This is a genomic window from Pseudomonas izuensis (assembly GCF_002356535.2).
GTDB lineage: Bacteria > Pseudomonadota > Gammaproteobacteria > Pseudomonadales > Pseudomonadaceae > Aquipseudomonas > Aquipseudomonas izuensis.
Map to the genome: position 1 here is coordinate 1 of NZ_AP017423.2, position 25,316 is coordinate 25,316.

Annotated in this window: 23 protein-coding genes; 12 read left to right on the forward strand and 11 right to left on the reverse strand. The window is 60.1% G+C overall.

What is annotated here, in order from left to right; translation table 11 throughout:
- The 4 genes from dnaA to gyrB are packed head-to-tail and all read left to right on the forward strand — an operon-like array spanning window position 1 to window position 6,220.
- Window positions 1–1,530 carry a chromosomal replication initiator protein DnaA gene (gene dnaA, locus LAB08_RS00005; RefSeq protein WP_096514124.1) on the forward strand — a complete coding sequence of 510 codons (1,530 nt, stop codon included), beginning with the start codon at window positions 1–3 and terminating at the stop codon, window positions 1,528–1,530.
- 39 nt (window positions 1,531–1,569) lie between these two features.
- Window positions 1,570–2,673, forward strand: coding sequence for a DNA polymerase III subunit beta (dnaN, locus tag LAB08_RS00010; RefSeq protein WP_034149405.1), 1,104 nt, complete (start codon window positions 1,570–1,572; stop codon window positions 2,671–2,673).
- 20 nt (window positions 2,674–2,693) lie between these two features.
- Window positions 2,694–3,797: a DNA replication/repair protein RecF gene (gene recF, locus LAB08_RS00015; RefSeq protein ID WP_010465495.1), complete on the forward strand. Its 1,104-nt coding sequence runs from the start codon at window positions 2,694–2,696 to the stop codon at window positions 3,795–3,797.
- A gap of 5 nt (window positions 3,798–3,802) precedes the next feature.
- Window positions 3,803–6,220 carry a DNA topoisomerase (ATP-hydrolyzing) subunit B gene (gene gyrB, locus LAB08_RS00020; RefSeq protein ID WP_096515614.1) on the forward strand — a complete coding sequence of 806 codons (2,418 nt, stop codon included), beginning with the start codon at window positions 3,803–3,805 and terminating at the stop codon, window positions 6,218–6,220.
- Window positions 6,221–6,507: 287 nt separating this feature from the next.
- Here gyrB and LAB08_RS00025 read toward each other — a convergent pair whose 3' ends face one another.
- The 4 genes from LAB08_RS00025 to glyQ all read right to left on the reverse strand — a co-directional run bounded on the left by LAB08_RS00025 (window position 6,508) and on the right by glyQ (window position 10,898).
- Window positions 6,508–7,287 carry a lysophospholipid acyltransferase family protein gene (locus LAB08_RS00025; protein ID WP_096514123.1) on the reverse strand — a complete coding sequence of 260 codons (780 nt, stop codon included), beginning with the start codon at window positions 7,285–7,287 and terminating at the stop codon, window positions 6,508–6,510.
- A gap of 66 nt (window positions 7,288–7,353) precedes the next feature.
- Window positions 7,354–7,887, reverse strand: coding sequence for a D-glycero-beta-D-manno-heptose 1,7-bisphosphate 7-phosphatase (gene gmhB, locus LAB08_RS00030; RefSeq protein WP_096514122.1), 534 nt, complete (start codon window positions 7,885–7,887; stop codon window positions 7,354–7,356).
- 6 nt (window positions 7,888–7,893) lie between these two features.
- A complete protein-coding gene (glyS, locus tag LAB08_RS00035) occupies window positions 7,894–9,948 on the reverse strand; it encodes a glycine--tRNA ligase subunit beta (RefSeq protein ID WP_096514121.1) in 2,055 nt (684 codons plus the stop codon).
- The gene (glyQ, locus tag LAB08_RS00040) at window positions 9,945–10,898 is read right to left on the reverse strand and encodes a glycine--tRNA ligase subunit alpha (protein ID WP_003213601.1); all 954 of its coding nucleotides are present in this window, start codon (window positions 10,896–10,898) and stop codon (window positions 9,945–9,947) included. The genes glyS and glyQ overlap by 4 nt, the downstream gene beginning before the upstream one ends.
- Before the next feature lie 81 nt (window positions 10,899–10,979).
- On the opposite strand from glyQ, the gene tag reads away from it, so the two are divergent.
- The 3 genes from tag (at window position 10,980) to LAB08_RS00055 (ending at window position 12,777) form a co-directional block, all read left to right on the forward strand.
- Entirely contained in the window at window positions 10,980–11,537 is a 558-nt protein-coding gene (tag, locus tag LAB08_RS00045) for a DNA-3-methyladenine glycosylase I (protein ID WP_096514120.1), read from the forward strand.
- Window positions 11,538–11,577: 40 nt separating this feature from the next.
- On the forward strand, window positions 11,578–12,465 hold the full coding sequence (locus tag LAB08_RS00050; protein WP_096514119.1) for a lysophospholipid acyltransferase: 888 nt from the start codon (window positions 11,578–11,580) through the stop codon (window positions 12,463–12,465).
- Window positions 12,466–12,537: 72 nt separating this feature from the next.
- Window positions 12,538–12,777, forward strand: coding sequence for a pilus assembly protein PilZ (locus tag LAB08_RS00055; protein ID WP_096514118.1), 240 nt, complete (start codon window positions 12,538–12,540; stop codon window positions 12,775–12,777).
- Here the strand turns inward: LAB08_RS00055 and LAB08_RS00060 are convergent, their stop codons facing one another.
- From LAB08_RS00060 to def, 5 genes are all read right to left on the reverse strand, one after another.
- Window positions 12,778–13,092 (reverse strand): tetratricopeptide repeat protein, encoded by a 315-nt coding sequence (locus tag LAB08_RS00060; protein ID WP_096514117.1) that lies wholly within the window; start codon window positions 13,090–13,092, stop codon window positions 12,778–12,780.
- Window positions 13,093–13,269: 177 nt separating this feature from the next.
- Window positions 13,270–14,646, reverse strand: coding sequence for a Trk system potassium transporter TrkA (gene trkA, locus LAB08_RS00065; RefSeq protein ID WP_096514116.1), 1,377 nt, complete (start codon window positions 14,644–14,646; stop codon window positions 13,270–13,272).
- A 22-nt stretch (window positions 14,647–14,668) separates the two neighbouring features.
- Window positions 14,669–15,979: a 16S rRNA (cytosine(967)-C(5))-methyltransferase RsmB gene (rsmB, locus tag LAB08_RS00070; RefSeq protein WP_096514115.1), complete on the reverse strand. Its 1,311-nt coding sequence runs from the start codon at window positions 15,977–15,979 to the stop codon at window positions 14,669–14,671.
- Window positions 15,976–16,935, reverse strand: coding sequence for a methionyl-tRNA formyltransferase (gene fmt, locus LAB08_RS00075; protein ID WP_096514114.1), 960 nt, complete (start codon window positions 16,933–16,935; stop codon window positions 15,976–15,978). The genes rsmB and fmt overlap by 4 nt, the downstream gene beginning before the upstream one ends.
- 70 nt (window positions 16,936–17,005) lie before the next feature.
- On the reverse strand, window positions 17,006–17,512 hold the full coding sequence (gene def / locus LAB08_RS00080) for a peptide deformylase (protein WP_096514113.1): 507 nt from the start codon (window positions 17,510–17,512) through the stop codon (window positions 17,006–17,008).
- 171 nt (window positions 17,513–17,683) lie between these two features.
- Between def and LAB08_RS00085 the strand changes: the two genes are divergently transcribed.
- From LAB08_RS00085 to tsaC, 3 genes are all read left to right on the forward strand, one after another.
- Entirely contained in the window at window positions 17,684–18,709 is a 1,026-nt protein-coding gene (locus LAB08_RS00085; protein ID WP_096514112.1) for a LysM peptidoglycan-binding domain-containing protein, read from the forward strand.
- Window positions 18,710–18,790: 81 nt separating this feature from the next.
- On the forward strand, window positions 18,791–19,897 hold the full coding sequence (gene dprA, locus LAB08_RS00090) for a DNA-processing protein DprA (RefSeq protein WP_096514111.1): 1,107 nt from the start codon (window positions 18,791–18,793) through the stop codon (window positions 19,895–19,897).
- Window positions 19,898–19,951: 54 nt separating this feature from the next.
- The gene (gene tsaC, locus LAB08_RS00095) at window positions 19,952–20,509 is read left to right on the forward strand and encodes an L-threonylcarbamoyladenylate synthase type 1 TsaC (RefSeq protein WP_096514110.1); all 558 of its coding nucleotides are present in this window, start codon (window positions 19,952–19,954) and stop codon (window positions 20,507–20,509) included.
- Between the two features lie 131 nt (window positions 20,510–20,640).
- On the opposite strand, the gene LAB08_RS00100 is transcribed toward tsaC, so the two are convergent.
- A complete protein-coding gene (locus tag LAB08_RS00100; protein ID WP_096514109.1) occupies window positions 20,641–21,618 on the reverse strand; it encodes an NADPH:quinone reductase in 978 nt (325 codons plus the stop codon).
- 163 nt (window positions 21,619–21,781) lie between these two features.
- On the opposite strand from LAB08_RS00100, the gene hemF reads away from it, so the two are divergent.
- Entirely contained in the window at window positions 21,782–22,696 is a 915-nt protein-coding gene (hemF, locus tag LAB08_RS00105) for an oxygen-dependent coproporphyrinogen oxidase (RefSeq protein WP_096514108.1), read from the forward strand.
- 13 nt (window positions 22,697–22,709) lie between these two features.
- Window positions 22,710–23,531 carry a shikimate dehydrogenase gene (gene aroE, locus LAB08_RS00110; protein WP_096515612.1) on the forward strand — a complete coding sequence of 274 codons (822 nt, stop codon included), beginning with the start codon at window positions 22,710–22,712 and terminating at the stop codon, window positions 23,529–23,531.
- 89 nt (window positions 23,532–23,620) lie between these two features.
- Here aroE and LAB08_RS00115 read toward each other — a convergent pair whose 3' ends face one another.
- Complete coding sequence (locus LAB08_RS00115) at window positions 23,621–25,189, reverse strand: SulP family inorganic anion transporter (protein ID WP_096514107.1); 1,569 nt, start codon at window positions 25,187–25,189, stop codon at window positions 23,621–23,623.
- Window positions 25,190–25,316 lie beyond the last annotated feature (127 nt).

Sequence of the window (25,316 nt, forward strand, 5' to 3'; positions counted from 1 at the left end):
GTGTCAGTGGAACTTTGGCAGCAGTGCGTGGAGCTTTTGCGCGATGAACTGCCTGCCCAACAATTCAACACTTGGATCCGTCCACTACAGGTCGAAGCCGAAGGCGACGAGTTGCGTGTCTACGCACCCAATCGGTTTGTCCTGGACTGGGTCAACGAAAAGTACCTGGGTCGCGTTCTGGAATTGCTGGACGAGCATGGCAACGGGATGGCGCCTGCACTCTCCTTATTAATAGGCAGTAAACGCAGTTCTGCGCCGCGTGCTGCTCCGAATGCACCTTTGGCCGCCGCTGCTGCTGCGTCCCAGGTCCAGGCGGCTCCGGCCTCAATCAGTACTCCGGCACAAGCACCGGTTAGCGCCCCGACCAAGCGTGCGACGCAAAAAGCCACTGAGGTCATTGAGGAGGAGCCGTCGCGCGACAGCTTCGACCCGATGGCCGGCGCCAGTTCGCAACAGGCTCCGGTTCGTGCTGAACAACGCACCGTGCAAGTTGAAGGTGCGCTCAAGCACACCAGCTACCTGAACCGCACCTTTACCTTCGAAAACTTCGTTGAGGGCAAGTCCAACCAACTGGCCCGGGCTGCGGCCTGGCAAGTGGCGGACAATCCCAAGCATGGCTATAACCCGCTCTTCCTTTATGGTGGTGTGGGTCTGGGTAAAACCCACTTGATGCACGCTGTGGGTAACCATCTATTAAAGAAGAACCCGAATGCCAAGGTCGTTTACCTGCATTCCGAGCGCTTCGTGGCCGATATGGTCAAGGCCTTGCAACTGAATGCCATCAACGAGTTCAAGCGTTTCTACCGCTCGGTGGATGCCTTGCTGATTGACGACATTCAATTCTTCGCCCGCAAGGAACGTTCTCAGGAAGAGTTTTTCCACACCTTCAATGCCCTGCTTGAAGGTGGCCAGCAAGTCATTCTCACCAGTGACCGCTACCCGAAAGAAATCGAAGGCCTTGAAGAGCGCCTGAAATCCCGCTTTGGTTGGGGGTTGACGGTAGCCGTCGAACCGCCGGAGCTGGAAACCCGTGTGGCGATTCTGATGAAGAAGGCCGATCAGGCCAAAGTCGAACTGCCCCACGACGCGGCGTTCTTTATTGCCCAACGCATTCGCTCCAATGTCCGTGAACTGGAAGGCGCGCTTAAACGCGTCATCGCCCATTCGCACTTCATGGGCCGCGATATCACCATCGAGCTGATTCGTGAATCCTTGAAGGATCTTTTGGCGCTGCAAGACAAGCTGGTCTCTGTGGATAACATTCAGCGCACCGTCGCCGAATACTACAAGATCAAGATCTCCGACTTGCTGTCAAAACGTCGTTCGCGTTCGGTCGCCCGCCCGCGTCAGGTCGCCATGGCATTGTCCAAAGAACTGACCAACCACAGTTTGCCGGAGATCGGCGATGTGTTTGGCGGACGTGACCACACAACGGTTTTGCACGCCTGCCGCAAGATCAACGAACTTAAGGAATCCGACGCGGACATCCGCGAGGACTACAAGAACCTGCTGCGTACACTGACCACTTGATGAACACCAGCGCAGCTAATTAAGGCAAGGGACTAGACCATGCATTTCACCATTCAACGCGAAGCCCTGTTGAAACCCCTGCAACTGGTCGCAGGCGTCGTCGAGCGCCGACAGACCTTGCCGGTGCTTTCCAACGTGCTGCTGGTTGTCGAAGGCCAGCAACTGTCGCTGACCGGTACCGACCTGGAAGTCGAGCTGGTCGGCCGTGTTCAACTCGAAGAGCCCGCAGAACCGGGTTCCATCACCGTGCCTGCACGCAAGCTGATGGATATCTGCAAAAGCTTGCCCAATGATGCGCTGATCGACATCAAGGTCGACGAGCAGAAGCTTGTGGTGAAGGCTGGTCGTAGCCGCTTCACCCTGTCGACCCTGCCGGCCAATGACTTCCCGACGGTGGAAGAAGGTCCAGGCTCGCTGACTTGCAGCCTCGAGCAAAGCAAGTTGCGTCGCTTGATCGAGCGGACCAGCTTCGCCATGGCCCAGCAAGACGTGCGCTACTACCTCAATGGCATGCTGCTCGAAGTCTCTGCCGGTATCATCCGTGCCGTGGCCACCGACGGCCATCGCCTGGCCATGTGCTCGATGCAGGCCGATATCGGTCAGCCTGATCGCCATCAGGTCATCGTACCGCGCAAAGGTATTCTGGAATTGGCTCGTCTACTGACCGAACCGGACGGCATCGTCAGCATCGTCCTGGGTCAGCACCACATTCGCGCCACCACTGGCGAATTTACCTTCACCTCGAAACTGGTCGACGGCAAGTTCCCTGACTACGAGCGCGTGCTGCCGAAGGGCGGCGACAAACTGGTGCTGGGTGATCGTCAGGCGCTGCGCGAAGCCTTCAGCCGTACCGCAATTCTGTCCAACGAGAAGTATCGCGGTATTCGTCTGCAACTGGCCAACGGCCAACTGAAGATCCAGGCGAACAACCCGGAGCAGGAAGAAGCGGAAGAGGAAGTGGGTGTTGAATACAACGGTGGCTCCCTGGAAATCGGCTTCAACGTGAGCTACTTGCTCGACGTGTTGGGCGTGATGACCACCGAGCAGGTTCGCCTGATCCTGTCCGACTCCAACAGCAGTGCGCTGGTGCAAGAGTCCGACAACGACGACTCGGCCTACGTTGTTATGCCGATGCGTCTGTAATCATGCCCAGCAGAACCTAGATGTCCTTAAGTCGCGTCTCGGTCACCGCGGTGCGCAATTTGCACCCGGTGACCTTCTCCCCCTCCCCCCGAATCAATATTCTTTACGGCGCCAACGGCAGCGGCAAAACCAGTGTTCTGGAAGCCATCCACCTGCTGGGGCTTGCCCGTTCGTTTCGTAGCACCCGCCTGTTGCCGGTCATTCAGTATGAGCAATTGGCGTGCACGGTGTTCGGTCAGGTCGAACTGGCCGAGGGTGGGCACAGCGCCCTCGGCATTTCGCGCGACCGCCAAGGGGAGTTCCAGATCCGTATCGACGGGCAAAACGCTCGCAGTGCTGCGCAGTTGGCGGAAATCCTGCCTCTGCAGTTGATCAACCCCGACAGTTTTCGCTTGTTGGAAGGTGCACCCAAGATTCGCCGGCAGTTTCTCGATTGGGGTGTGTTCCACGTGGAACCCCGGTTCATGTCTACCTGGCAGCGTTTGCAGAAGGCCCTGCGCCAGAGAAACTCTTGGCTGCGGCATGGTACACTTGACGCCGTTTCGCAAGCGGTTTGGGACAGGGAACTGTGCCAGGCCAGCGCTGAAATCGATGAATACCGTCGCGCTTATATCAAAGCCTTGAAACCAGTCTTTGAACAGACCTTGAGTGAACTGGTTGAACTCGAGGGCTTGACGCTCAGCTATTACCGAGGATGGGACAAGGACCGTGAGCTGAGCGCTGTGCTCGCCGGTTCCCTCCAACGGGATCAGCAGATGGGGCATACCCAAGCCGGACCGCAACGTGCAGATTTGCGTCTCAGACTGGGCGCACACAATGCCGCGGACATCTTGTCCCGCGGACAGCAGAAGCTGGTGGTTTGTGCGTTGCGGATTGCCCAAGGGCATCTGGTTAGCCAGGCCCGGCGCGGTCAGTGTATTTATCTGGTGGATGACCTGCCGTCCGAACTGGACGAGCACCACCGTCGCGCGCTTTGCCGCTTGCTGGAAGACTTACGCTGCCAGGTGTTTATCACCTGTGTAGATCACGAATTATTGAGGGACGGCTGGCAGACGGAAACGCCAGTCGCTCTGTTCCACGTGGAACAGGGCCGTATCACCCAGACCCACGACCATCGGGAGTGAAGGCATTGAGCGAAGAAAATACGTACGACTCAACGAGCATTAAAGTGCTGAAAGGCCTGGATGCCGTACGCAAACGTCCCGGTATGTACATTGGCGACACCGATGATGGCAGCGGTCTGCACCACATGGTGTTCGAGGTGGTCGACAACTCGATCGACGAAGCTCTGGCCGGTCACTGCGACGACATCAGCATCATTATCCATCCGGATGAATCCATCACCGTTCGCGACAACGGCCGCGGTATCCCGGTAGACGTGCATAAAGAAGAAGGCGTCTCGGCAGCCGAGGTCATCATGACCGTACTGCACGCCGGCGGTAAGTTTGACGACAACTCCTACAAAGTTTCCGGCGGCCTGCACGGTGTAGGTGTCTCTGTAGTTAACGCCCTGTCTGAACAGCTTGTACTTACCGTGCGCCGCAGCGGCAAGATCTGGGAACAGACTTACGTTCATGGTGTTCCTCAAGAACCGATGAAAATCGTCGGCGACAGTGAATCCACGGGTACCCAGATTCACTTCAAGGCTTCCAGCGAAACCTTCAAGAACATTCACTTCAGCTGGGACATTCTGGCCAAGCGGATTCGTGAGCTGTCCTTCCTCAACTCCGGCGTGGGTATCGTCCTCAAGGATGAGCGCAGCGGCAAGGAAGAGCTGTTCAAATACGAGGGTGGCCTGCGTGCATTCGTTGAATACCTGAACACCAACAAGACTCCGGTCAACCAGGTGTTCCACTTCAACATTCAGCGTGAAGACGGCATTGGCGTGGAAATCGCCCTGCAGTGGAACGACAGCTTCAACGAGAACCTGTTGTGCTTCACCAACAACATTCCGCAGCGCGACGGCGGTACTCACCTGGTGGGTTTCCGTTCCGCACTGACGCGTAACCTGAACACCTACATCGAAGCTGAAGGTCTGGCGAAGAAACACAAAGTTGCCACCACCGGTGACGATGCCCGTGAAGGCCTGACAGCGATCATCTCGGTGAAGGTGCCGGATCCGAAGTTCAGCTCCCAGACCAAAGACAAGCTGGTCTCTTCCGAAGTGAAGACCGCTGTCGAACAGGAAATGGGTAAGTACTTCTCCGACTTCCTGCTGGAAAACCCGAACGAAGCCAAGCTGGTTGTTGGCAAGATGATCGACGCCGCGCGTGCCCGTGAAGCGGCGCGCAAGGCCCGTGAGATGACCCGCCGTAAAGGCGCGCTGGACATCGCCGGCCTGCCGGGCAAACTGGCCGACTGCCAGGAAAAAGACCCTGCCCTGTCCGAACTGTACCTGGTGGAAGGTGACTCCGCGGGCGGCTCTGCCAAGCAGGGACGTAACCGCAAGACCCAGGCGATTCTGCCCCTCAAGGGTAAAATCCTGAACGTCGAGAAGGCACGTTTCGACAAGATGATCTCGTCCCAGGAAGTGGGCACCCTGATCACCGCCCTGGGCTGCGGCATCGGTCGCGAAGAGTACAACATCGACAAGTTGCGCTATCACAACATCATCATCATGACCGATGCTGACGTCGACGGTTCGCACATTCGTACCCTGCTGCTGACCTTCTTCTTCCGTCAGCTGCCGGAGCTGATCGAGCGTGGCTACATCTATATCGCCCAGCCACCGCTGTACAAGGTCAAGAAAGGCAAGCAAGAGCAATACATCAAAGACGACGACGCCATGGAAGAGTACATGACGCAGTCGGCCCTGGAAGACGCGAGCCTGCACCTGAACGAAGATGCACCGGGTATTTCTGGTGAAGCGCTTGAGCGCCTGGTGAATGATTTCCGTCTGGTAATGAAGACCCTCAAGCGTCTTTCGCGCCTGTATCCGCAGGAACTGACCGAGCACTTCATCTACCTGCCGGCCGTCAGCCTGGAGCAACTGTCCGATCACGCAGCGATGCAGGATTGGCTGGCTCAATACGAAGTACGTCTACGCACCGTCGAGAAATCCGGCCTGGTTTACAAGGCCAGCCTGCGTGAAGACCGTGAACGTAATGTCTGGCTGCCAGAGGTCGAGCTGATCTCCCACGGGCTGTCGAACTATGTCACGTTCAACCGCGACTTCTTTGGCAGCAATGACTACAAAACCGTCGTTTCCCTGGGGGCTCAGCTGAGCACCCTGCTGGACGAAGGCGCGTACATCCAGCGTGGCGAACGTAAGAAAGCGGTCACCGAGTTCAAGGAAGCCCTGGACTGGTTGATGGCGGAAAGCACCAAGCGTCACACCATTCAGCGATACAAAGGTCTGGGCGAGATGAACCCGGATCAGCTGTGGGAAACCACCATGGACCCAAGCGTACGCAGGATGCTGAAGGTGACGATCGAAGACGCCATCGGTGCAGACCAGATCTTCAACACCCTGATGGGTGATGCGGTCGAACCTCGTCGTGACTTCATCGAAAGCAACGCCTTGGCGGTTTCCAATCTGGATTTCTGAGTCCGGACCCCCGCCAAACGAAAAGGCCAACGCACCCGCGTTGGCCTTTTTTATTGTGTGCGAAGAATGTCTGGGCACTGTTTTCACTTCGCTTTCTACGGCGATGAAACAGCACAATCGCAGGCATAAAAAAACCGGCTATATCAGCCGGTTTTTTTGCGTCCGAAAAAAACTTATGCACGTTTTTCGGCGTTTTATCTGTTTATGAAATATGTATATAAATCATATGGTTGCATTAGAAATACGACGTCTTTACGGAAAACGGTACACAGGTTATCCACAGAATCTCAGACAACCGCCTGATCGTTGGAAACCGGTGCTTGCGGCGCCGGTGGCAGCGAGCCCATTTCCCGTTGCATCTGCTCGTTCCAGGCCTGGACCCGATCGTTCAAATCGGCAATGGCGCGGGGTCCGTTACCTTCGGCATACATCGGTGCGCCGATGATCACGGTAATCACCCCCTGCTTCTTCGCCCAACCGGTCTTCGGCCAGAACTTGCCGGCGTTGTGGGCAATCGGCAGCACCGGTAGCTCTGCATTGACCGCCAACGCCGTCCCGCCCCGGGAGAATTTGCCAATGGTGCCGTAAGGCACGCGCGTGCCTTCGGGGAAGATCAGCACCCAGACGTTATCCTTGAGCAGCTCGTCGCCCTTTTTCGCCACGTGCTTGAGTGCCGCTTTCGGGTTATCACGGTCGATGGCGATAGGACGCAGCATGGCCATGGCCCAGCCAAAGAACGGCACATACAGCAACTCACGCTTGAGCACCTGGCTCAAAGGCTCGAAGTACGCCGAGAGAAAGAATGTCTCCCAGGTGCTCTGGTGGTTCGATTGAATCACGCAAGGCCGGTCAGGCACGTTCTCTGCGCCCTTCACTTCGTAGCGGATACCGAGAAACACCTTGCTCAGCCACAAGGCGCAGCGACACCAGTACACATTGATGAAGCGATAGCGCGCCTTGAACGGCAGAAAGGGCGCGATGAAAAAGCTCAGGCTGCACCACAGCAAGGAGCTGGTGCCCAGCAGCAGGTAAAAGAGGAAGGTTCTGATGGCCTGCAGTATCGACATGGCGACGTTTACCGTTACGGGCACTGCCCGACTGTTCAAGCGCACTCCCGATCTGTCGAAAGCGCTCTAATTGTGGATAAGTTCTGCGGCAATCGCCGCCAGATCGTCGAAAATCAAAGTGCCTGCCGGTAGGGTCTTGCCCAAAGTCTTTTCGCCTTTCCCGGTCTTAACTAAAACAGGCTGAGAATCGACGGCTTTGGCGGCTTCCAGGTCACCGAGACTATCGCCGACGAACCATAGATTAGTCAGCGACACGTTGTAATGTGCGGCGATGTTTTTCAACATCCCGGGTTTTGGCTTGCGGCAATCGCAACCCTCGTCCGGCCCGTGCGGGCAATAGACGATCAGCCCGACTTCACCACCCTGCTGCGCCACCAGCGAACGCAAGCGTTCGTGCATGGCATCCAGGGTGGCGATGTCGTAATAGCCGCGAGCGATGCCCGACTGGTTGGTAGCGACCGCTACCGTCCAGCCGGCCTTGCTCAACTGCGCGATGGCTTCGATCGAACCGGGCAGTGGAATCCACTCCTCCACCGACTTGATGTAAGCGTCGGAGTCGTAATTGATCACTCCGTCCCGATCGAGAATCAGCAGTTTCAAACAGTCTTACCCCAGCAACGAAATGTCGGCGACGCCAAGGAACAAGCCACGCAGACGCGCCAGTAGCGCATAGCGGTTGGCGCGGACCTTGGCATCTTCAGCGTTCACCATGACCGCTTCGAAGAACGCATCGACCGGCTCTCGCAAGGCAGCCAGGCGTGCCAGGGATTCGCTGTACTGACGCGCCGCAGCCATCGGCTGAACAGCCTGGTCTGCCTGCTGGATCGCCGAGTACAGGGAGAACTCGTTGGCATTGTCGAAGTACTTGGCTTCCACGACCGTCGGCACGGAGCCTTCGACCTTGCTCAGCAGGTTCGACACACGCTTGTTCACTGCAGCCAGTGCGGCGGCTTCCGGCAATTGGCGGAACGCTTGCACCGCTTGCACGCGCTGGTCGAAGTCCAGGGCGGAGCCCGGCTTCAGCGCGCGAACCGACAGGTAGGTCGCGACATCAACGCCTTCGTCTTCGTAACGGGCACGCAGGCGATCGAAAATGAATTCCAGCACGGCATCGTTCAGACCGGCCGCCTTGACCTTGGCACCGAACGCATTCACGGCGAAAGCCACGGCGTCGTTCAGGTCCAGATCCAGTTGCTTCTCGATCAGGATGCGCAGCACGCCCAGTGCGGCACGGCGCAGGGCATACGGGTCCTTGCTGCCGGTCGGCAGCATGCCGATGCCGAAAATGCCGACCAGGGTGTCGAGCTTGTCGGCGATGGCCACCGCAGCACCGGTCAGGGTGGAAGGCAGTTCAGCGCCAGCACCGCGCGGCATGTACTGCTCGTTCAGCGCCAGCGCGACATCTTCCGGCTCACCGTCATGAAGGGCGTAGTAGTAGCCGGCGACACCTTGCATCTCCGGGAACTCACCGACCATTTCGGTCGCCAGGTCGCACTTGGACAGCAAGCCGGCGCGAGCGGCCCAGGAAGCATTGCCGCCAATCCGCGCGGCAATGTAGGCGGCGAGTTTGGAAACGCGCTCGGCCTTGTCATAGACGGTGCCGAGTTTTTCCTGGAACACCACGTTTTGCAGGCGCTGGTTGAAGTCTTCGAGCTTGTGCTTCTTGTCTTGCTTGAAGAAGAACTCGGCGTCGGTCAGGCGCGGGCGAACCACTTTCTCGTTACCGGCGATGATTTGCTGCGGGTCCTTGCTTTCGATGTTGGCCACGGTAATGAAACGTGGCAGCAACTTGCCGTCGACATCCAGCAGGCAGAAGTACTTCTGGTTGTCCTGCATGGTGGTGATCAAGGCTTCTTGCGGCACATCGAGGAAACGTTCTTCGAACGAGCACACCAGTGGCACTGGCCACTCGACCAGCGCGGTCACTTCGTCGAGCAGGTCCGGTGGAACGATGGCGGTGCCTTCCTGGCGGGTCGCCAGCTCTTCGGTGCGTTTGCTGATGATGTCGCGACGCTCATTGGCATCGGCCAGTACGTAAGCGGCACGCAGGTCGGCCAGGTAGCTGGACGGCGAACCGATGCGCACGTTTTCCGGGTGGTGGAAACGGTGACCACGGGAGTCGCGGCCGGCCTTCTGGGCGAGGATGGTGCAATCGATGACCTGGTCACCGAGCAGCATCACCAGCCACTGGGTCGGACGAACGAATTCTTCCTTGCGCGCGCCCCAGCGCATGCGCTTGGGAATCGGCAGGTCGTTCAGGGAGTCTTCGACGATGGTCGGCAGCAGGCTCGCAGTCGGCTTGCCGGCGATGCTCTGGCTGTAGCGCAGTTTCGGGCCGCTCTGATCGATTTCGCTCAGGTCGACGCCGCACTTCTTGGCAAAGCCCAGTGCTGCTTGCGTCGGATTGCCTTCGGCATCGAACGCCGCCTGACGTGGCGGGCCATCGAGGTTGATGCTGCGATCCGGCTGCTGGGTGGCCAGCGCGGTGATCAGCACGGCCAGGCGACGTGGCGCGGCATAAACGGTTTTGGTCTCGTAGTTCAGGCCGGCAGCTTGCAGGCCCTTGTCGATACCGGCAAGGAACGCCTCGGCCAGGGTGTTCAGGGCTTTGGGTGGCAGTTCTTCAGTGCCCAGTTCAACCAGAAAATCCAGAGCACTCATTGTGCAGCCTCCAGCTTGGCCAGTACTTCGTCACGCAGGTCCGGGGTCGCCATCGGGAAGCCCAGCTTGGCACGCGCCAGCAGGTAGGCTTGCGCAACGGAACGCGCCAGGGTGCGAACACGCAGGATGTATTGCTGACGCGCGGTCACGGAAATCGCCCGGCGCGCATCCAGCAGGTTGAAGGTATGGGAGGCCTTCAACACCATTTCGTAGCTTGGCAACGGCAGCGGCTGGTCGAGTTCGATCAGGCGCTTGGCTTCGCTTTCATAGAAATCGAACAGCTCGAACAGTTTTTCGACGTTGGCGTGCTCGAAGTTGTAGGTCGACTGCTCCACTTCGTTCTGATGGAACACGTCGCCGTAAGTCACCTTGCCGAACGGACCGTCAGCCCAGACCAGGTCGTAGACCGAGTCCACGCCTTGCAGGTACATGGCCAGGCGTTCCAGACCGTAAGTGATCTCGCCGGTCACCGGGTAGCACTCAATGCCGCCCGCTTGCTGGAAGTAAGTGAATTGCGTCACTTCCATGCCGTTGAGCCACACTTCCCAGCCCAGACCCCAGGCGCCCAGGGTCGGCGATTCCCAGTTGTCTTCGACGAAACGGATGTCATGCACCAATGGGTCCAGGCCCACGTGCTTGAGGGAGCCCAGGTACAGTTCCTGGAAGTTGTCCGGGTTCGGCTTCAGGACGACCTGGAACTGGTAGTAGTGCTGCAGACGGTTCGGGTTTTCGCCATAGCGGCCGTCAGTCGGGCGACGGCTTGGCTGCACGTAGGCGGCGTTCCAGGTTTCCGGGCCAATGGCGCGCAGGAATGTAGCGGTGTGGAAAGTGCCGGCGCCTACTTCCATATCGTAGGGCTGAAGTACCACACAACCTTGCTCGGCCCAGTATTGCTGGAGGGCGAGGATCAAGTCTTGGAAGGTACGCACGGCTGGCGTAGGCTGGCTCACGAAATTCACCTGTTTCTTGGGCTGCGATTTAAAGAGCGGGAGTATACCCGATTCATTGCTGCGCACGCCCCCTGGAGCCTTATGCCACGCTGCTTTTGGTGTTCCGAAGATCCGCTGTACATGGCTTATCACGATCAGGAGTGGGGCACGCCGCTACGCGATGCGCAGGGTTTGTTCGAGTTGCTTTTGCTCGAAGGGTTCCAGGCCGGGCTTTCCTGGATCACCGTGCTGCGAAAACGCGAGCACTATCGCCAGGTGATGTACGGCTTCGACGTGCAGCGTGTGGCCCAGATGAGCGACGCGGAAATCGATGAATTGATGCTTGATCCGGGCATCATCCGCAATCGTCTGAAGCTCAATGCGGCGCGGCGCAATGCCCAGGCCTGGCTGGCGCTGGATGAACCGGTGGCATTTCTCTGGTCCTTCGTCGGTGGTGTGCCGAAGATCAATCATTTCAAGGATCGCAGTGAAGTGCCGGCCATCACGCCCGAGGCGGTGGAGATGAGCAAAGGCCTGAAAAAGGCTGGCTTCACCTTCGTGGGGCCGACTATTTGCTACGCGCTGATGCAGGCCTCGGGCATGGTCATGGACCACACGCAGGATTGCGATCGCTACGCGATGCTGGCCAACGGCGGTTAGAATAGCCGCCTCGCGCACAGCACAAGATCAGGAGTGACCTGTGGATAAGTTTAAAGGCGCCTTGCTGGTAGGCGCTCTGCGGCTGTTTGCCCTGCTTCCGTGGCGGGCAGTGCAGTCCGTCGGCTCGGCGATTGGCTGGGTGATGTGGAAAACCCCCAACCGTTCCCGCGATGTGGTGCGGATCAACCTCTCCAAGTGCTTTCCGGACATGGACCCCGCCGAACGCGAGCGTCTGGTCGGCCAGAGCCTGAAAGACATTGGCAAGTCCCTGACCGAAAGCGCCTGCGCCTGGATATGGCCCGCCCAGCGCTCCATCGACCTGGTGCGCGAGGTCGAAGGCCTCGACGTGTTGAAGGACGCCCTCGCCTCCGGTAAAGGTGTCGTCGGCATCACCAGCCATCTGGGCAACTGGGAAGTGCTCAACCACTTTTATTGCAGCCAGTGCAAACCGATCATTTTCTATCGTCCGCCCAAGCTGAAGGCGGTGGATGAATTGCTGCAAAAGCAGCGGGTGCAACTGGGCAACAAGGTGGCTGCGTCCACCAAGGAAGGCATCCTCAGCGTCATCAAGGAAGTGCGCAAAGGTGGTGCAGTGGGCATTCCCGCTGACCCGGAACCGGCCGAGTCCGCCGGGATCTTCGTGCCGTTCTTCGCCACCCAGGCCCTGACGAGCAAGTTCGTGCCGAACATGCTTGCCGGCGGCAAGGCGGTCGGCGTGTTCCTGCATGCCCTGCGGTTGCCGGACGGCTCGGGCTACAAAGTGATTCTGGAAGCCGCGCCCGAGGCCATGTACAGCACCGATACCGCCACCTCTTGTGCTGCCATGAGCCAGGTCGTCGAGCGTTATGTGCGGGCCTATCCGAGCCAGTACATGTGGAGCATGAAGCGTTTCAAGAAGCGTCCTCCGGGTGAAGAACGCTGGTATTGAGGCGATTGGCATGATCTGTGGATAACCTTGGGTCCGAGGTTATCCACAACCGTTCATTCAAGGGCGCATCAGATGTCCGAACAGCGCAAATCATTTCGCATCAAGATCACTCACGAAAGCGTGGGCGAATGCCTGGGGCAGACGCGCAATCTGACGACCACGGGGGTCTACGTCAAACACCCGGCATTGTCTGCATTACCTAGAGGCGCCGTGGTTTACGGGCAGGTCCAGGGCCTACCCACAGGCGCGCCGCGGGTGCGCATGGAAGTGGTGCAGGTAGACGCCGATGGCATTGGGCTTCGCTACCTCTGATCAGTGCGCCTGACGGTCGAGCTTTTTCAGAAATACCGTCATTTCCTTCTCGGCCTGTTTATCGCCATGGGCTTGTGCGGCTTCCAATCCACGCTCCCAGGCCTGGCGCGCAGCCGCGTAGTCCGCCAGCGCCAGATGAGCCTTGCCGAGCAGTTTCCAGGCCGCCGAATATTTGGGATCGAGTTCGACGCAGCGCTGGAAATGTTCCGCAGCCTTGGCGTTCTCCCCCAGATCCAGATAGCCCTTGCCCAGGCCGAAGCGCAGCAGCGGGTTATCCACACCCTTGGCGAGCATTTTTTCCAGGGATTCGATCATCGGTGGATTCCTTGTTGAAGTATGTCAGGGAGAGATCTGTTTTGGTGAGATTGCCTTCGCGAGCAGGCTCGCTCCCACAGTTGATCTTCTGTGAACACAAATGTTGCGTACAGCCGAGAACTCCTGTGGGAGCGAGCCTGCTCGCGAAGGCGCCCGCCCGGCAACCCCAAATGCCGTTCAGAAAAAGCTCAACCCCACATGGAACAGCTTTTCCACATCGCGAATATGCTTTTTATCCACAAGGAACAGAATCACATGGTCCCCGGTCTGGATCACCGTGTCGTCATGGGCGATGATCACTTCTTCGTCGCGGATGATCGCGCCAATGGTGGTCCCCGGCGGCAGGCCAATGTTTTCGATGGCCTTGCCGATGACTTTGCTCGATTTCGCATCGCCGTGGGCAATCGCCTCGATGGCTTCCGCGGCGCCCCGGCGCAGTGAGTGCACGCTGACGATATCGCCCCGCCGCACATGGGCCAGCAGGGTGCCGATGGTTGCCAGTTGCGGGCTGATGGCGATGTCGATATCGCCGCCCTGGATCAGATCGACGTAAGCCGGGTTGTTGATGATGGTCATCACCTTCTTCGCACCCAGGCGCTTGGCCAGCAGCGACGACATGATGTTGGCCTCGTCGTCGTTGGTCAGGGCCAGGAAGACGTCCGCGTCGGCGATATTCTCTTCCAGCAACAGATCGCGGTCCGAGGCGCTGCCTTGCAACACGACGGTGCTGTCGAGGGTGTCCGAGAGGTGGCGGCATCGCGCCGGATTCATCTCGATGATCTTCACCTGGTAACGGCTTTCGATGGCTTCGGCCAGACGTTCACCGATCTGCCCGCCTCCCGCGATGACAATGCGCTTGTATGTTTCGTCGAGACGGCGCATTTCACTCATGACCGCGCGAATGTTCGCCCGGGCGGCAATGAAAAATACTTCGTCGTCCGCCTCGATCACGGTATCGCCCTGGGGCAGGATCGGCCGGTCACGACGGAAAATCGCCGCGACGCGGGTTTCGACGTTTGGCATGTGCTCACGCAACTGCCGCAGTTGCTGGCCCACCAGCGGTCCGCCGTAGTAGGCACGCACAGCCACCAGTTGCGCCTTGCCTTCGGCGAAGTCGATCACCTGCAACGCGCCCGGATGCTGGATCAGGCGCTTGATGTAATGGGTGACCACTTGCTCCGGACTGATGAGTACGTCGACCGGAATCGCTTCGTTATCGAACAGCTCGTCGGCGCGAGTCAGGTACGCGGCTTCGCGCACCCGAGCGATTTTTGTCGGCGTATGGAACAGCGTGTGGGCGACCTGACAGGCCACCATGTTGGTTTCATCACTATTGGTCACGGCGACCAGCATGTCGGCATCATCCGCACCGGCCTGGCGCAGCACGCTAGGTATGGAGCCGCGCCCCTGGACCGTGCGGATGTCCAGGCGATCACCCAAGTCGCGCAGGCGTTCGCCGTCGGTGTCGACCACTGTGATGTCGTTGGCTTCGCTGGCCAAGTGTTCCGCCAGCGAACCACCGACCTGCCCCGCACCGAGGATGATGATTTTCATCCAGTCACTCCATTGAATCCGGTTAACCGCGCGCGGCGGCGATCTTGATCAGCTTGGCGTAATAGAAGCCGTCATGGCCGCCTTCCTGTGCCAGCAATTGGCGTCCATGGGGTTGCTTGATACCGGCCGCGGTCGCCAGGTCCAGCTCACGGGCACCCGGTGTGCGGGCGAGGAACGCTTCGATCACTTCGGTGTTCTCGGTCGGCAATGTCGAGCATGTCGCGTAGAGCAAGATGCCGCCGACCTCCAGGGTATTCCACATGGCGTCGAGCAATTCGCCTTGCAGCAGCGCCAGTGCGGCAATGTCATCCGGTTGGCGGGTCAGCTTGATGTCCGGATGGCGACGAATTACCCCGGTGGCCGAGCACGGTGCGTCCAGTAGAATGCGCTGGAATGGCTTGCCGTCCCACCACGCTTGAGTGTCGCGGCCGTCGGCGGCGATCAGTTCGGCACTCAGGCCGAGGCGTTCGAGGTTTTCCCGTACCCGCACCAGACGCTTGGCTTCCAGGTCCACCGCCACCACGCCGGCCAGTTTTGGCTCGGCTTCGAGGATGTGGCAGGTCTTGCCGCCCGGCGCGCAGCAGGCGTCCAGCACCCGCTGGCCCGGCGCCAGGTCGAGCAGATCGGCCGCCAGTTGCGCCGCTTCGTCCTGCACACTGATCCAGCCTTCGGCGAAACCCGGCAGGCTGCGTACGTCGGCGGCGGCGTCGAGGATGATACCGTCGCGGCTGTAAACGCACGGTTGGGCGGTAATGCCGGCCTGGCTCAGCAGCTCCAGATAGGCATCGCGCGTTTGATGGCGGCGGTTGACCCGCAGAATCATTGGCGGGTGCGCGTTGTTCGCCGTGCAAATGGCTTCCCACTGCTCGGGCCAGAAGGCTTTCAGGGATTTTTGCAGCCAGCGCGGGTGGGCAGTGCGTACCACCGGGTCGTGTTCCAGCTCTGCCAGCAGCGCTTCGCTTTCCCGTTGGGCGCGGCGCAGCACGGCATTGAGCAAGGCTTTGGCCCAGGGCTTTTTCAGCTTGTCGGCGCAACCGACGGTTTCCCCGATGGCGGCGTGCGCCGGAACGCGGGTATAGAGCAGTTGGTAGAGGCCGACCAGCAGCAGCGCTTCGACATCGGCGTCGGCGGCCTTGAACGGCTTCTGCAGCAGCTTGGCCGCCAGCGCCGACAAGCGTGGTTGCCAGCGTGCGGTGCCGAACGCCAGGTCCTGGGTGAAACCTCGGTCGCGGTCCTCTACCTTGTCCAGTTGCGTCGGCAGTGAACTGTTGAGCGAGGCTTTTCCGTTAAGAACAGCAGCCAGTGCCTTGGCGGCGGCCAGACGCGGGTTCATTGAGTGTCCGCCGTTTGACCCAGTACGGTACCGGTGGCGAATTTCTCACGACGGCTGTTGAACAAATCGCTGAAATTCAGCGCCTTGCCACCGGGCAATTGCAGGCGGGTCAGGCACAGGGCCTGTTCACCGCAGGCGACGAGCAGGCCGTCCTTGCTGGCGCCGAGGATTTCCCCCGGTGCGCCCTTGCCTTCAGCCAGGTTCGCAGCCAGGACTTTCAGCGCTTCGCCGTTCAGCGTGCTGTGGGTGATCGGCCACGGGTTGAAGGCGCGTACCAGCCGCTCCAGCTCAACGGCCGGGCGCGTCCAGTCGATGCGGGCTTCGTCCTTGTTCAATTTGTGCGCGTAGGTGGCGAGGCTGTCGTCCTGCACTTCGCCCTCCAGGGTTCCGGCGGCGAGGCCGGCAATTGCCTGCACCACCGCCGGCGGACCCATTTGCGCCAGACGGTCGTGGAGACTGCCGCCAGTGTCTTCGGCGCTGATTGGCGTGGTGACTTTCAGCAGCATCGGCCCGGTGTCCAGGCCTGCTTCCATGCGCATCACGGTCACGCCACTTTCGCGGTCGCCCGCTTCGACGGCGCGCTGGATCGGCGCCGCACCGCGCCAGCGTGGCAGCAGGGAGGCGTGGCTGTTGATGCAACCCAGGCGCGGAATATCCAGCACCACCTGCGGCAGGATCAGGCCATAGGCGACCACCACCATCAGGTCCGGTTTCAGCGCGGCCAGTTCGGCCTGCGCGTCTGCGTTGCGCAGCGTTGGCGGTTGTAGCACCGGGATGTCGTGCTCCAGCGCCAACTGCTTGACCGGGCTCGGCATCAGCTTTTGCCCACGACCTGCCGGGCGGTCCGGTTGGGTATAGACGGCGACGATCTCATAAGGGCTATCGAGCAGGGCCTTGAGGTGTTCGGCGGCGAATTCCGGGGTGCCGGCAAAGACAATGCGCAGTGGCTCGGTCATGGGGGGCTCTCTATTGCAAAGCTTCTTGAAAAGAAAAAGGCTTGCCGCGGCAAGCCTTTGAAGAGGGGCATCAGGCGTTCTGGCGATGAAGCTTTTCCAGTTTCTTCTTGATGCGGTCGCGTTTGAGCGTGGACAGGTAATCGACGAACAATTTGCCGTTGAGGTGGTCGCATTCGTGTTGGATGCACACGGCGAGCAGATCCTCGGCGATCAGTTCGTAAGGCTGGCCGTCGCGGTCCAGTGCCTTGACCTTGACCCTTTGCGGGCGATCGACGTTTTCGTAGAAGCCCGGTACCGAAAGACAGCCTTCCTGGTACTGGCCCATCTCGTCAGTCAGCGGTTCGAGCTCGGGGTTGATGAACACTCGTGGCTCGGTGCGGTCTTCGGACAGGTCCATCACGACGATGCGTTTGTGTACGTTGACCTGGGTCGCGGCGAGGCCGATGCCCGGCGCCTCATACATTGTTTCAAACATGTCATCGACCAACTGACGCACTTCGTCGTCCACTACGGTCACCGGTTTGGCGATGGTGCGCAGGCGCGAGTCAGGGAATTCGAGGATGTTCAAAATGGCCATAGGCTTGATGACTGCACGTGTGAAGTAAGGTCGGGCCGGTGGCCTGGCGAGTCCGAAGAGGCAGGCTACCGTTGTAAAACGTAGCTCCCTTCTTTTCATAAGCAAGCGGGGAGCGAGCCACTGACGGCTCTGGCGTTTCACGCGAACGTACATAATAAAGGGATTCACCGCATGAGGAAATCACTACTCGCCCTGCTCCTTCTGGTGTCCGCCGGTTTGGCGCACGGGCAAGTGCAACTCAGGGAAGGTTTTCCACAGCAATACACCGTGGTATCGGGGGACACACTCTGGGATATCTCGGGAAAATTCCTCCGTGAACCGTGGCAGTGGCCGCAGTTGTGGCAAGCCAATCCGCAAATCGAAAATCCCAACCTTATCTATCCCGGCGATACGCTTTCGCTGGTCTACGTCAACGGTCAGCCACGCCTGACCCTCAATCGCGGCGCCTCCCGGGGCACCCTCAAACTCTCGCCACGGGTGCGTAGCAGCCCGGTGGCTGAGGCGATTCCGAGCATTCCGCTGAAATCGATCAACAGTTTTCTGCTGAGCAATCGCATCGTCGACAAGGTCGAGGATTTCGACAAGGCGCCTTACATCGTGGCCGGTGATGCCGAGCGCGTGCTCAGCGGTACGGGTGACCGCATCTTCGCCCGCGGCCACTTCGATCCGGCGCAACCGGTGTATGGCATCTTTCGCCAGGGCAAGGTCTACACCGATCCACAGACCCGGGAGTTTCTCGGAATCAATGCCGACGACATCGGCGGCGGCGAGGTCGTCGCCACCGAAGGCGACGTGGCTACCCTGGCATTGCAGCGCACGACCCAGGAAGTGCGCCTTGGTGACCGGTTGTTCAGCGGCGAAGAACGCTCGATCAATTCAACGTTCATGCCCAGCTCACCGAAAAACCAGATCGACGGATTGATCATCGATGTGCCGCGCGGGGTGACCCAGATCGGCGCACTGGACGTGGTCACGCTGAACAAGGGCCAGCGTGACGGCCTGGCCGAAGGCAATGTGTTGGTGGTGATGAAGACCGGCGAAACCGTGCGCGACCGGATCACTGGCCAGCCGCTGAAAATTCCTGATGAGCGCGCCGGTCTGCTGATGGTTTTCCGTACCTACGACAAGCTCAGCTACGGACTGGTGCTAAAAGCCTCGCGCTCGCTGGCGGTGATGGACAAGGTGCGAAACCCGTAAGCGTGCTTCACAAGTTACCAACAGAGTTATCCACAGCTTATTCCCGCTTGGGCGGGTGCTTATAACGATCAAGGATGATCCATGCCGCAATCTGCATTTACACCCGTTTCCCCGGCGGAACTGGAAGCTCGTTTACGCCTGCATCGTTTGCCGGAACTCGGTGCGGCGCGGTTCAAGAAGTTGCTGGAGGCCTTCGGTTCGGCGTCAAAGGCCATCAGCGCGCCGGCCAGTGCATGGCGTGCGCTGGGCTTGCCGCTGGCCTGTGCCGAGGCTCGGCGCTGCGCTGATGTTCGTGATGGCGCGAGCCATGCATTGGCTTGGCTCGAGCGTCCGGCCCAGCATCTATTGATGTGGGACCAGCCTGACTACCCGGCGTTGCTGGCGCAAATCAGCGATGCGCCACCATTGCTGTTCGTTGCAGGCAACCGCGAAATTCTGGAAAAGCCGCAACTGGCGATGGTGGGTAGTCGACGTGCGTCAAGGCCGGGCATGGACACCGCCGCCGCGTTTTCCCGCAGCCTGGCCAGCGCCGGTTTTGTCATCACCAGCGGTCTCGCCCTGGGTATCGACGCCGCCGCACATCAGGCGGCATTGGACGTTGGCGGGCAAACGATCGGTGTGCTTGGCACGGGGTTGGAAAATTTTTATCCACAGCGCAATCGACGGCTGGCGGATGCGATGATCGCCTCCGGCAGCACAGTGCTTTCCGAGTTCCCGCTGGACGCCGGCCCGACTGCCAGCAACTTCCCGCGGCGCAATCGAATCATCAGTGGTTTATCCCTCGGCGTTCTGGTGGTCGAAGCCAGCGTCGCCAGCGGTTCATTGATCACCGCGAGGCTGGCGGCGGAACAAGGACGTGAGGTGTACGCGATTCCGGGGTCGATCCATCACCCCGGCGCCAAGGGCTGCCATCAGTTGATTCGTGACGGCGCGGTGCTGGTGGAAACCATCGAGCATATCCTCGAAGCCTTGCGCGGCTGGCAACAGCTGCCTTTATCCACAGGCACGCCAGCGACCGCTGTGCCCCATCCTTTGTTGTCGTTGCTCCACGCCGCACCGCTCACCAGTGAAGCGCTGGCCGATGCCAGCGGCTGGGCGTTGCCCAAAGTGCTGGTGGTGCTGACCGAGCTGGAAATGGAGGGTTGCGCAGTCTGCGAAAACGGGCGCTGGTTTGCGCGGGTGAGCTAGGTTTTATAAGGAAGATCGGTAAACTGCACAGAGCCTTATTCTGGAGCGTTTTTCATGGTCAACAGTTGGCGTGTGCAACAAGCCGCACGAGCCGTTCGCGCAGGGGCGGTCATTGCCTACCCAACCGAAGCCGTCTGGGGTCTGGGTTGCGACCCGTGGGACGAAGAAGCGGTGGATCGATTGCTACTGATCAAGGGCCGGTCTGTGGATAAGGGCTTGATTCTGGTCGCCGACAACATTCGCCAGTTCGACTTCCTGTTCGAGGACTTTCCCGAGCTGTGGATGGATCGCATGGCCAGCACCTGGCCGGGGCCGAACACCTGGCTGGTGCCACATCAGAATCTATTGCCGCAGTGGATTACCGGCGTGCATGAAACGGTGGCCCTGCGGGTCAGCGATCACCCGCAAGTGCGGGATTTGTGCGCCCTTGTCGGCCCCCTGGTGTCGACATCCGCCAATCCGCAGGGACGGCCGGCGGCGCGCACGCGGATTCGCGTCGAGCAGTATTTCCGTGGGCAGGTCGATTTGGTGTTGGGCGGGAATCTCGGTGGGCGCAAGAACCCGAGCGTGATTCGTGATCTGGCAACCGGGCATGTTGTGCGCCCGGATTAATACCGCGGCGACCCCAATCGCGGGCAAGCCCGCTCCCACAGCTATTTGGTTGGAATACAGATTTGTGACCCAACCGAGATCCTGTGGGAGCGGGCTTGCCCGCGATGAGGCCCAGGCAGACGCTGAAAATTTTAAGGCAACAGAACAACCGAACCCGTCGTACGCCGCGCCGACAACTCGGTCTGCGCCTTCGCCGCATCCGCCAGTGGATAACGCTGGCTGATGTCCACCTTCAGCTTGCCGCTGATGATCATCTCGAACAGCTCATCGGCCATGCGCTGCAGGTTTTGCGCATTGTTGGCGTAGGTCCCCAGGGTTGGCCGGGTGACATACAGCGAACCCTTCGCCGCCAGAATCCCCAGGTTCACGCCATCCACCGCGCCGGATGCATTACCAAAGCTCACCACCAGTCCCCGTGGCGCCACGCTGTCGAGGGAGGTCAGCCAGGTGTCCTTGCCGACGCCGTCGTACACCACCGACACTTTTTTGCCGTCAGTCAATTCCAGTACGCGTTGTGCGACGTTTTCATGGCTGTAGTCGATGGTCGCCCAGGCACCATTGGCCTTGGCCAGTGCGGCTTTCTCTGGCGAACTTACCGTGCCGATCAACTTGACGCCCAAGGCTTTGGCCCATTGGCAGGCCAAAGAGCCCACACCGCCGGCCGCGGCGTGGAACAGGACGGTTTCGCCACCCTTGAGCTCATAGGTCTGACGCAGCAGGTACTGCACGGTCAGGCCTTTGAGCATGACCCCGGCAGCCGTTTCGAAGCTGATGGCGTCCGGTAGTTTGACCAGATTGGCTTCGGGCAAGACGTGAACGTCGCTGTAGGCGCCCAATGGGCCACTGCCGTAAGCCACGCGATCACCGACCTTGAACCGGGTGACTTCGCTGCCGACCGCCTCGACCACGCCTGCGCCTTCGGAACCCAAGCCCGATGGCAAGGCTGGCGGTGGATAGAGACCGCTGCGGTAATAGGTGTCGATGAAGTTCAGGCCAATGGCCTTGTTGGTCACGCGGACCTGCTGCGGGCCGGGCTCGGCGGGTTGGTAATCCACATACTCGAGCACTTCGGGGCCGCCGTGGGCGCGGAACTGGATACGCTTTGCCATTTGCCTTCTCCTTGGGTCGTCAATGCGAAGCTCCCTATCGGACTCCTAAGCTTGATCTTCGTCAACTGCGACGAGCGTATCGGCGGTGGTATGCTACGCGCCCATTTGCGCAGGCCGGCTCCGATGGAGCGCCGCGTAGCTTTGCCCGATTCAAGGTGATGCCATGACTACCCGCACAGAGGCCGTAAAAGCCTACCTGCTCGACCTGCAAGACCGTATTTGCGCTGCTCTGGAAGCCGAAGACGGCGGCACGCGCTTCGTCGAAGATGCCTGGACCCGGCCTGCCGGCGGTGGCGGGCGGACGCGGGTCATCGAAAACGGTACGGTCATCGAAAAGGGCGGCGTCAACTTTTCCCACGTGTTCGGTAGCGGTCTGCCACCGTCCGCCAGTGCCCATCGGCCGGAACTGGCCGGGCGTGGTTTCGAAGCCCTGGGCGTGTCGCTGGTAATTCACCCGCACAACCCCCACGTACCGACTTCCCACGCCAATGTGCGTTTTTTCATCGCCGAGAAGGAAGGCGAAGAGCCGGTCTGGTGGTTCGGCGGTGGTTTCGACCTGACGCCCTACTACGGCAACATCGATGACTGCGTGCACTGGCACCGCGTGGCCGAGCAGGCCTGCGCGCCGTTCGGTCCGGACGTCTACCCGCGATACAAGGCGTGGTGCGACAGCTATTTCCACATCAAGCATCGCCACGAGCCGCGGGGCATCGGCGGCCTGTTTTTCGATGACCTGAACGAGTGGGATTTCGACACCAGTTTCGCGTTCATGCGCGCCATTGGTGATGCGTACATCGATGCTTACCTGCCGATCGTGCAGCGCCGCAAGAACGATGCGTTTACCGCCCAACAACGGGAATTCCAGGAATTCCGTCGTGGGCGCTACGTCGAGTTCAACCTGGTTTATGACCGCGGCACCTTGTTCGGCCTGCAATCGGGCGGGCGTACCGAGTCGATCCTCATGTCCCTGCCCCCGCAAGTACGCTGGGGTTACGATTGGAAAGCCGAGCCTGGCAGCGAAGAGGCGCGCCTGACCGAGTACTTCCTGCAAGATCGCGATTGGTTGGCCGAGGCCTGAACGAGGAATGTTGATGGACCGTTATGTCGTTTTCGGTAATCCGATTGGCCACAGCAAGTCGCCACTGATTCATCGGCTGTTCGCCGAGCAGACCGCGCAGAAACTCGACTACAGCACCCTGCTGGCGCCTCTCGACGATTTTTCCGGCTGCGCCCGGGCATTTTTCCTCGAAGGTCGCGGAGCGAATGTGACGGTCCCGTTCAAGGAAGAAGCCTATCGCCTGGCGGATCACCTGACCGCCCGTGCACAACGGGCCGGTGCGGTGAATACCCTGAGCAAGATGGACGACGGCAGCCTGCTGGGTGACAACACCGACGGCGCCGGCCTGGTGCGGGACCTGACGGTCAACGCCGGGTTCAGCCTCAAGGGTAAACGCATTCTGCTGCTCGGTGCCGGCGGCGCGGTACGCGGTGCGCTGGAGCCCTTGCTGGCCAAGCAACCGGCGTCGGTGATCATCGCCAACCGCACCGTGGACAAGGCCGAGTTGCTGGCGGAACTGTTCTGCGATCTGGGACCGGTATCGGCCAGCGGTTACGACTGGTTGCAGGAATCGGTGGACCTGATCATCAATGCCACGTCCGCGAGCCTGACCGGCGATGTGCCGCCGATCGCCGCCAGCCTGATCGAGCCGGGCAAAACGGTGTGCTACGACATGATGTATGGCAAGGAACCGACCTCGTTCTGCCGCTGGGCCAGCGAAAACGGCGCGGCAGTGGCAATGGACGGCTTGGGAATGCTCGCTGAACAAGCGGCGGAAGCGTTCTTCCTGTGGCGTGGAGTGCGTCCGGACACGGCGCCGGTGTTGGCCGAGCTGCGCCGACAACTGGCCGTATAAAACGCGCCCTGTGGGAGCAAGGCTTGCCCGCGATGGCGATCTCAAGAACGCCATCGCGGGCAAGCCTTGCTCCCACAGGGTTCAGTGTTTCAATCTTCGAATTGGATCGGGCACTTCTCCGCCCCTTCGAGTTTCCTCAACTCTTCCACCACCTGCGGCCGCGCCCGGCGCAGGGTCAGGCTGCGATCTTGCCGCAGCAGGCGCCGTGCTTCCTGATGCAGCATTTCCACCCCTGAATAATCGATGAAGTTGATCTGCTGCGCCTCGATCACCACGCGCGCGCCGTGCATCCGTTGCAGGCGTACCTGCAGGTAGTGACTCGCGCCGAAAAAGATCGAACCGCCCACCCGCAAAATGTCTTCATCGCCGTCGCGCACATGTTGTACCCGCGGTTGCGAAGTCCGCTTGAGGTAAAAGAATAGGGAGGCCAGCACCCCGGCATAGATTGCCGTCTGCAGTTCCAGCAATAGGGTGGCGACACAAGTGAGGGCCATGACCACGAACTCGGCGCGACTGACCCGCAGCAGCGCGCGAATGCCACGATGATCCACCAGGCCCCAGGCGATCAGCAGAATGCTGCCGGCCATGGCCGGAATCGGAATGTGCGCGATCAGATTTGCACCGAAGATCGCGAAAAGTGCCACCCACAGCGCCGAAAAAATACCCGCCAAGGGTGAGCAGGCTCCGGCTTCGTAACTCAGGCCCGAGCGGGTGAAAGAACCGGCAGACAGCGATCCGGAAAAAAATGCACCGACGATGTTGGATAAACCCTGGGCGCGAACTTCCTGATTGGCGTCGAGCAATTGCTGCGAGCGTGCCGACAACGAGCGGGCGATCGACAGGCTGGTGACCAGCCCGAGCATGCCCACTGCCACGGCACTCGGCAGTAGACGCAGGATCAGGTCAAGGTCCAGCGGCAGCGGGCTGAAGGGCGGCAACTTTCCGGTGAATGCGCTGACCAGCTCCACATGGCCGAACATCGATGGCCAGAGCCAGACCAGCAACGCGCCCAGCACGAGGGTGATCAACAGTGTCGGCCAACGCGGCAACCACAGCTTCAGGATGACGCCTACCACCACGGTCGCCAGCCCCAGCATGAGCGATGGCTTATCGATTTCCTCGAGGTGTCTGAACAGCAGAATGAAGCTGTCCAGTGCAGTGGCCTGGCTGGGCAAGTCCAGCCCCAGCAGGTTGGGCAACTGGCCGATGGCAATGACTACCGCGGCACCGAGGGTAAAGCCGAGCACCACTGAATGCGAGACGAAATTCACCAGCGCCCCAAAGCGCAGCAGGCCCAATAACCATTGGAATATCCCGGCCAGTAATGTCAGTAACAGGATCAAGGTCACGTAGTCCTGTGTCGCCGGAACGGCCAGAGGACTGACGCTGGCGTACAGGACAATGGAGATCGCCGCCGTAGGACCGCAGATCAAATGCCACGACGAACCCCACAGACAAGCGATCAATACCGGGATGATCGCCGCGTACAAGCCGTATTCCGGTGGGAGACCGGCGATCAGGGCGTAGGCAATGGATTGCGGCAACGCGAGAATCGCGCCGCTGAGGCCGACGATCAGGTCACGGCCGACGCTGGCGCGGGTTTGCCGGGGCAACCAGGTGAGGAAGGGGAAGAGTGAATGGCGGCTGGGAAGGGCCATGAAGCCTCTCGGGTTGGGTTTTGCACAAGGGTATCAGCACCAGACATTGTGGGAGCGAGCCTGCTCGCGAATGCGGAGTTTCAGTCGATGCAAATTTTGGATCTGATGGCCCCTTCGCGAGCAGGCT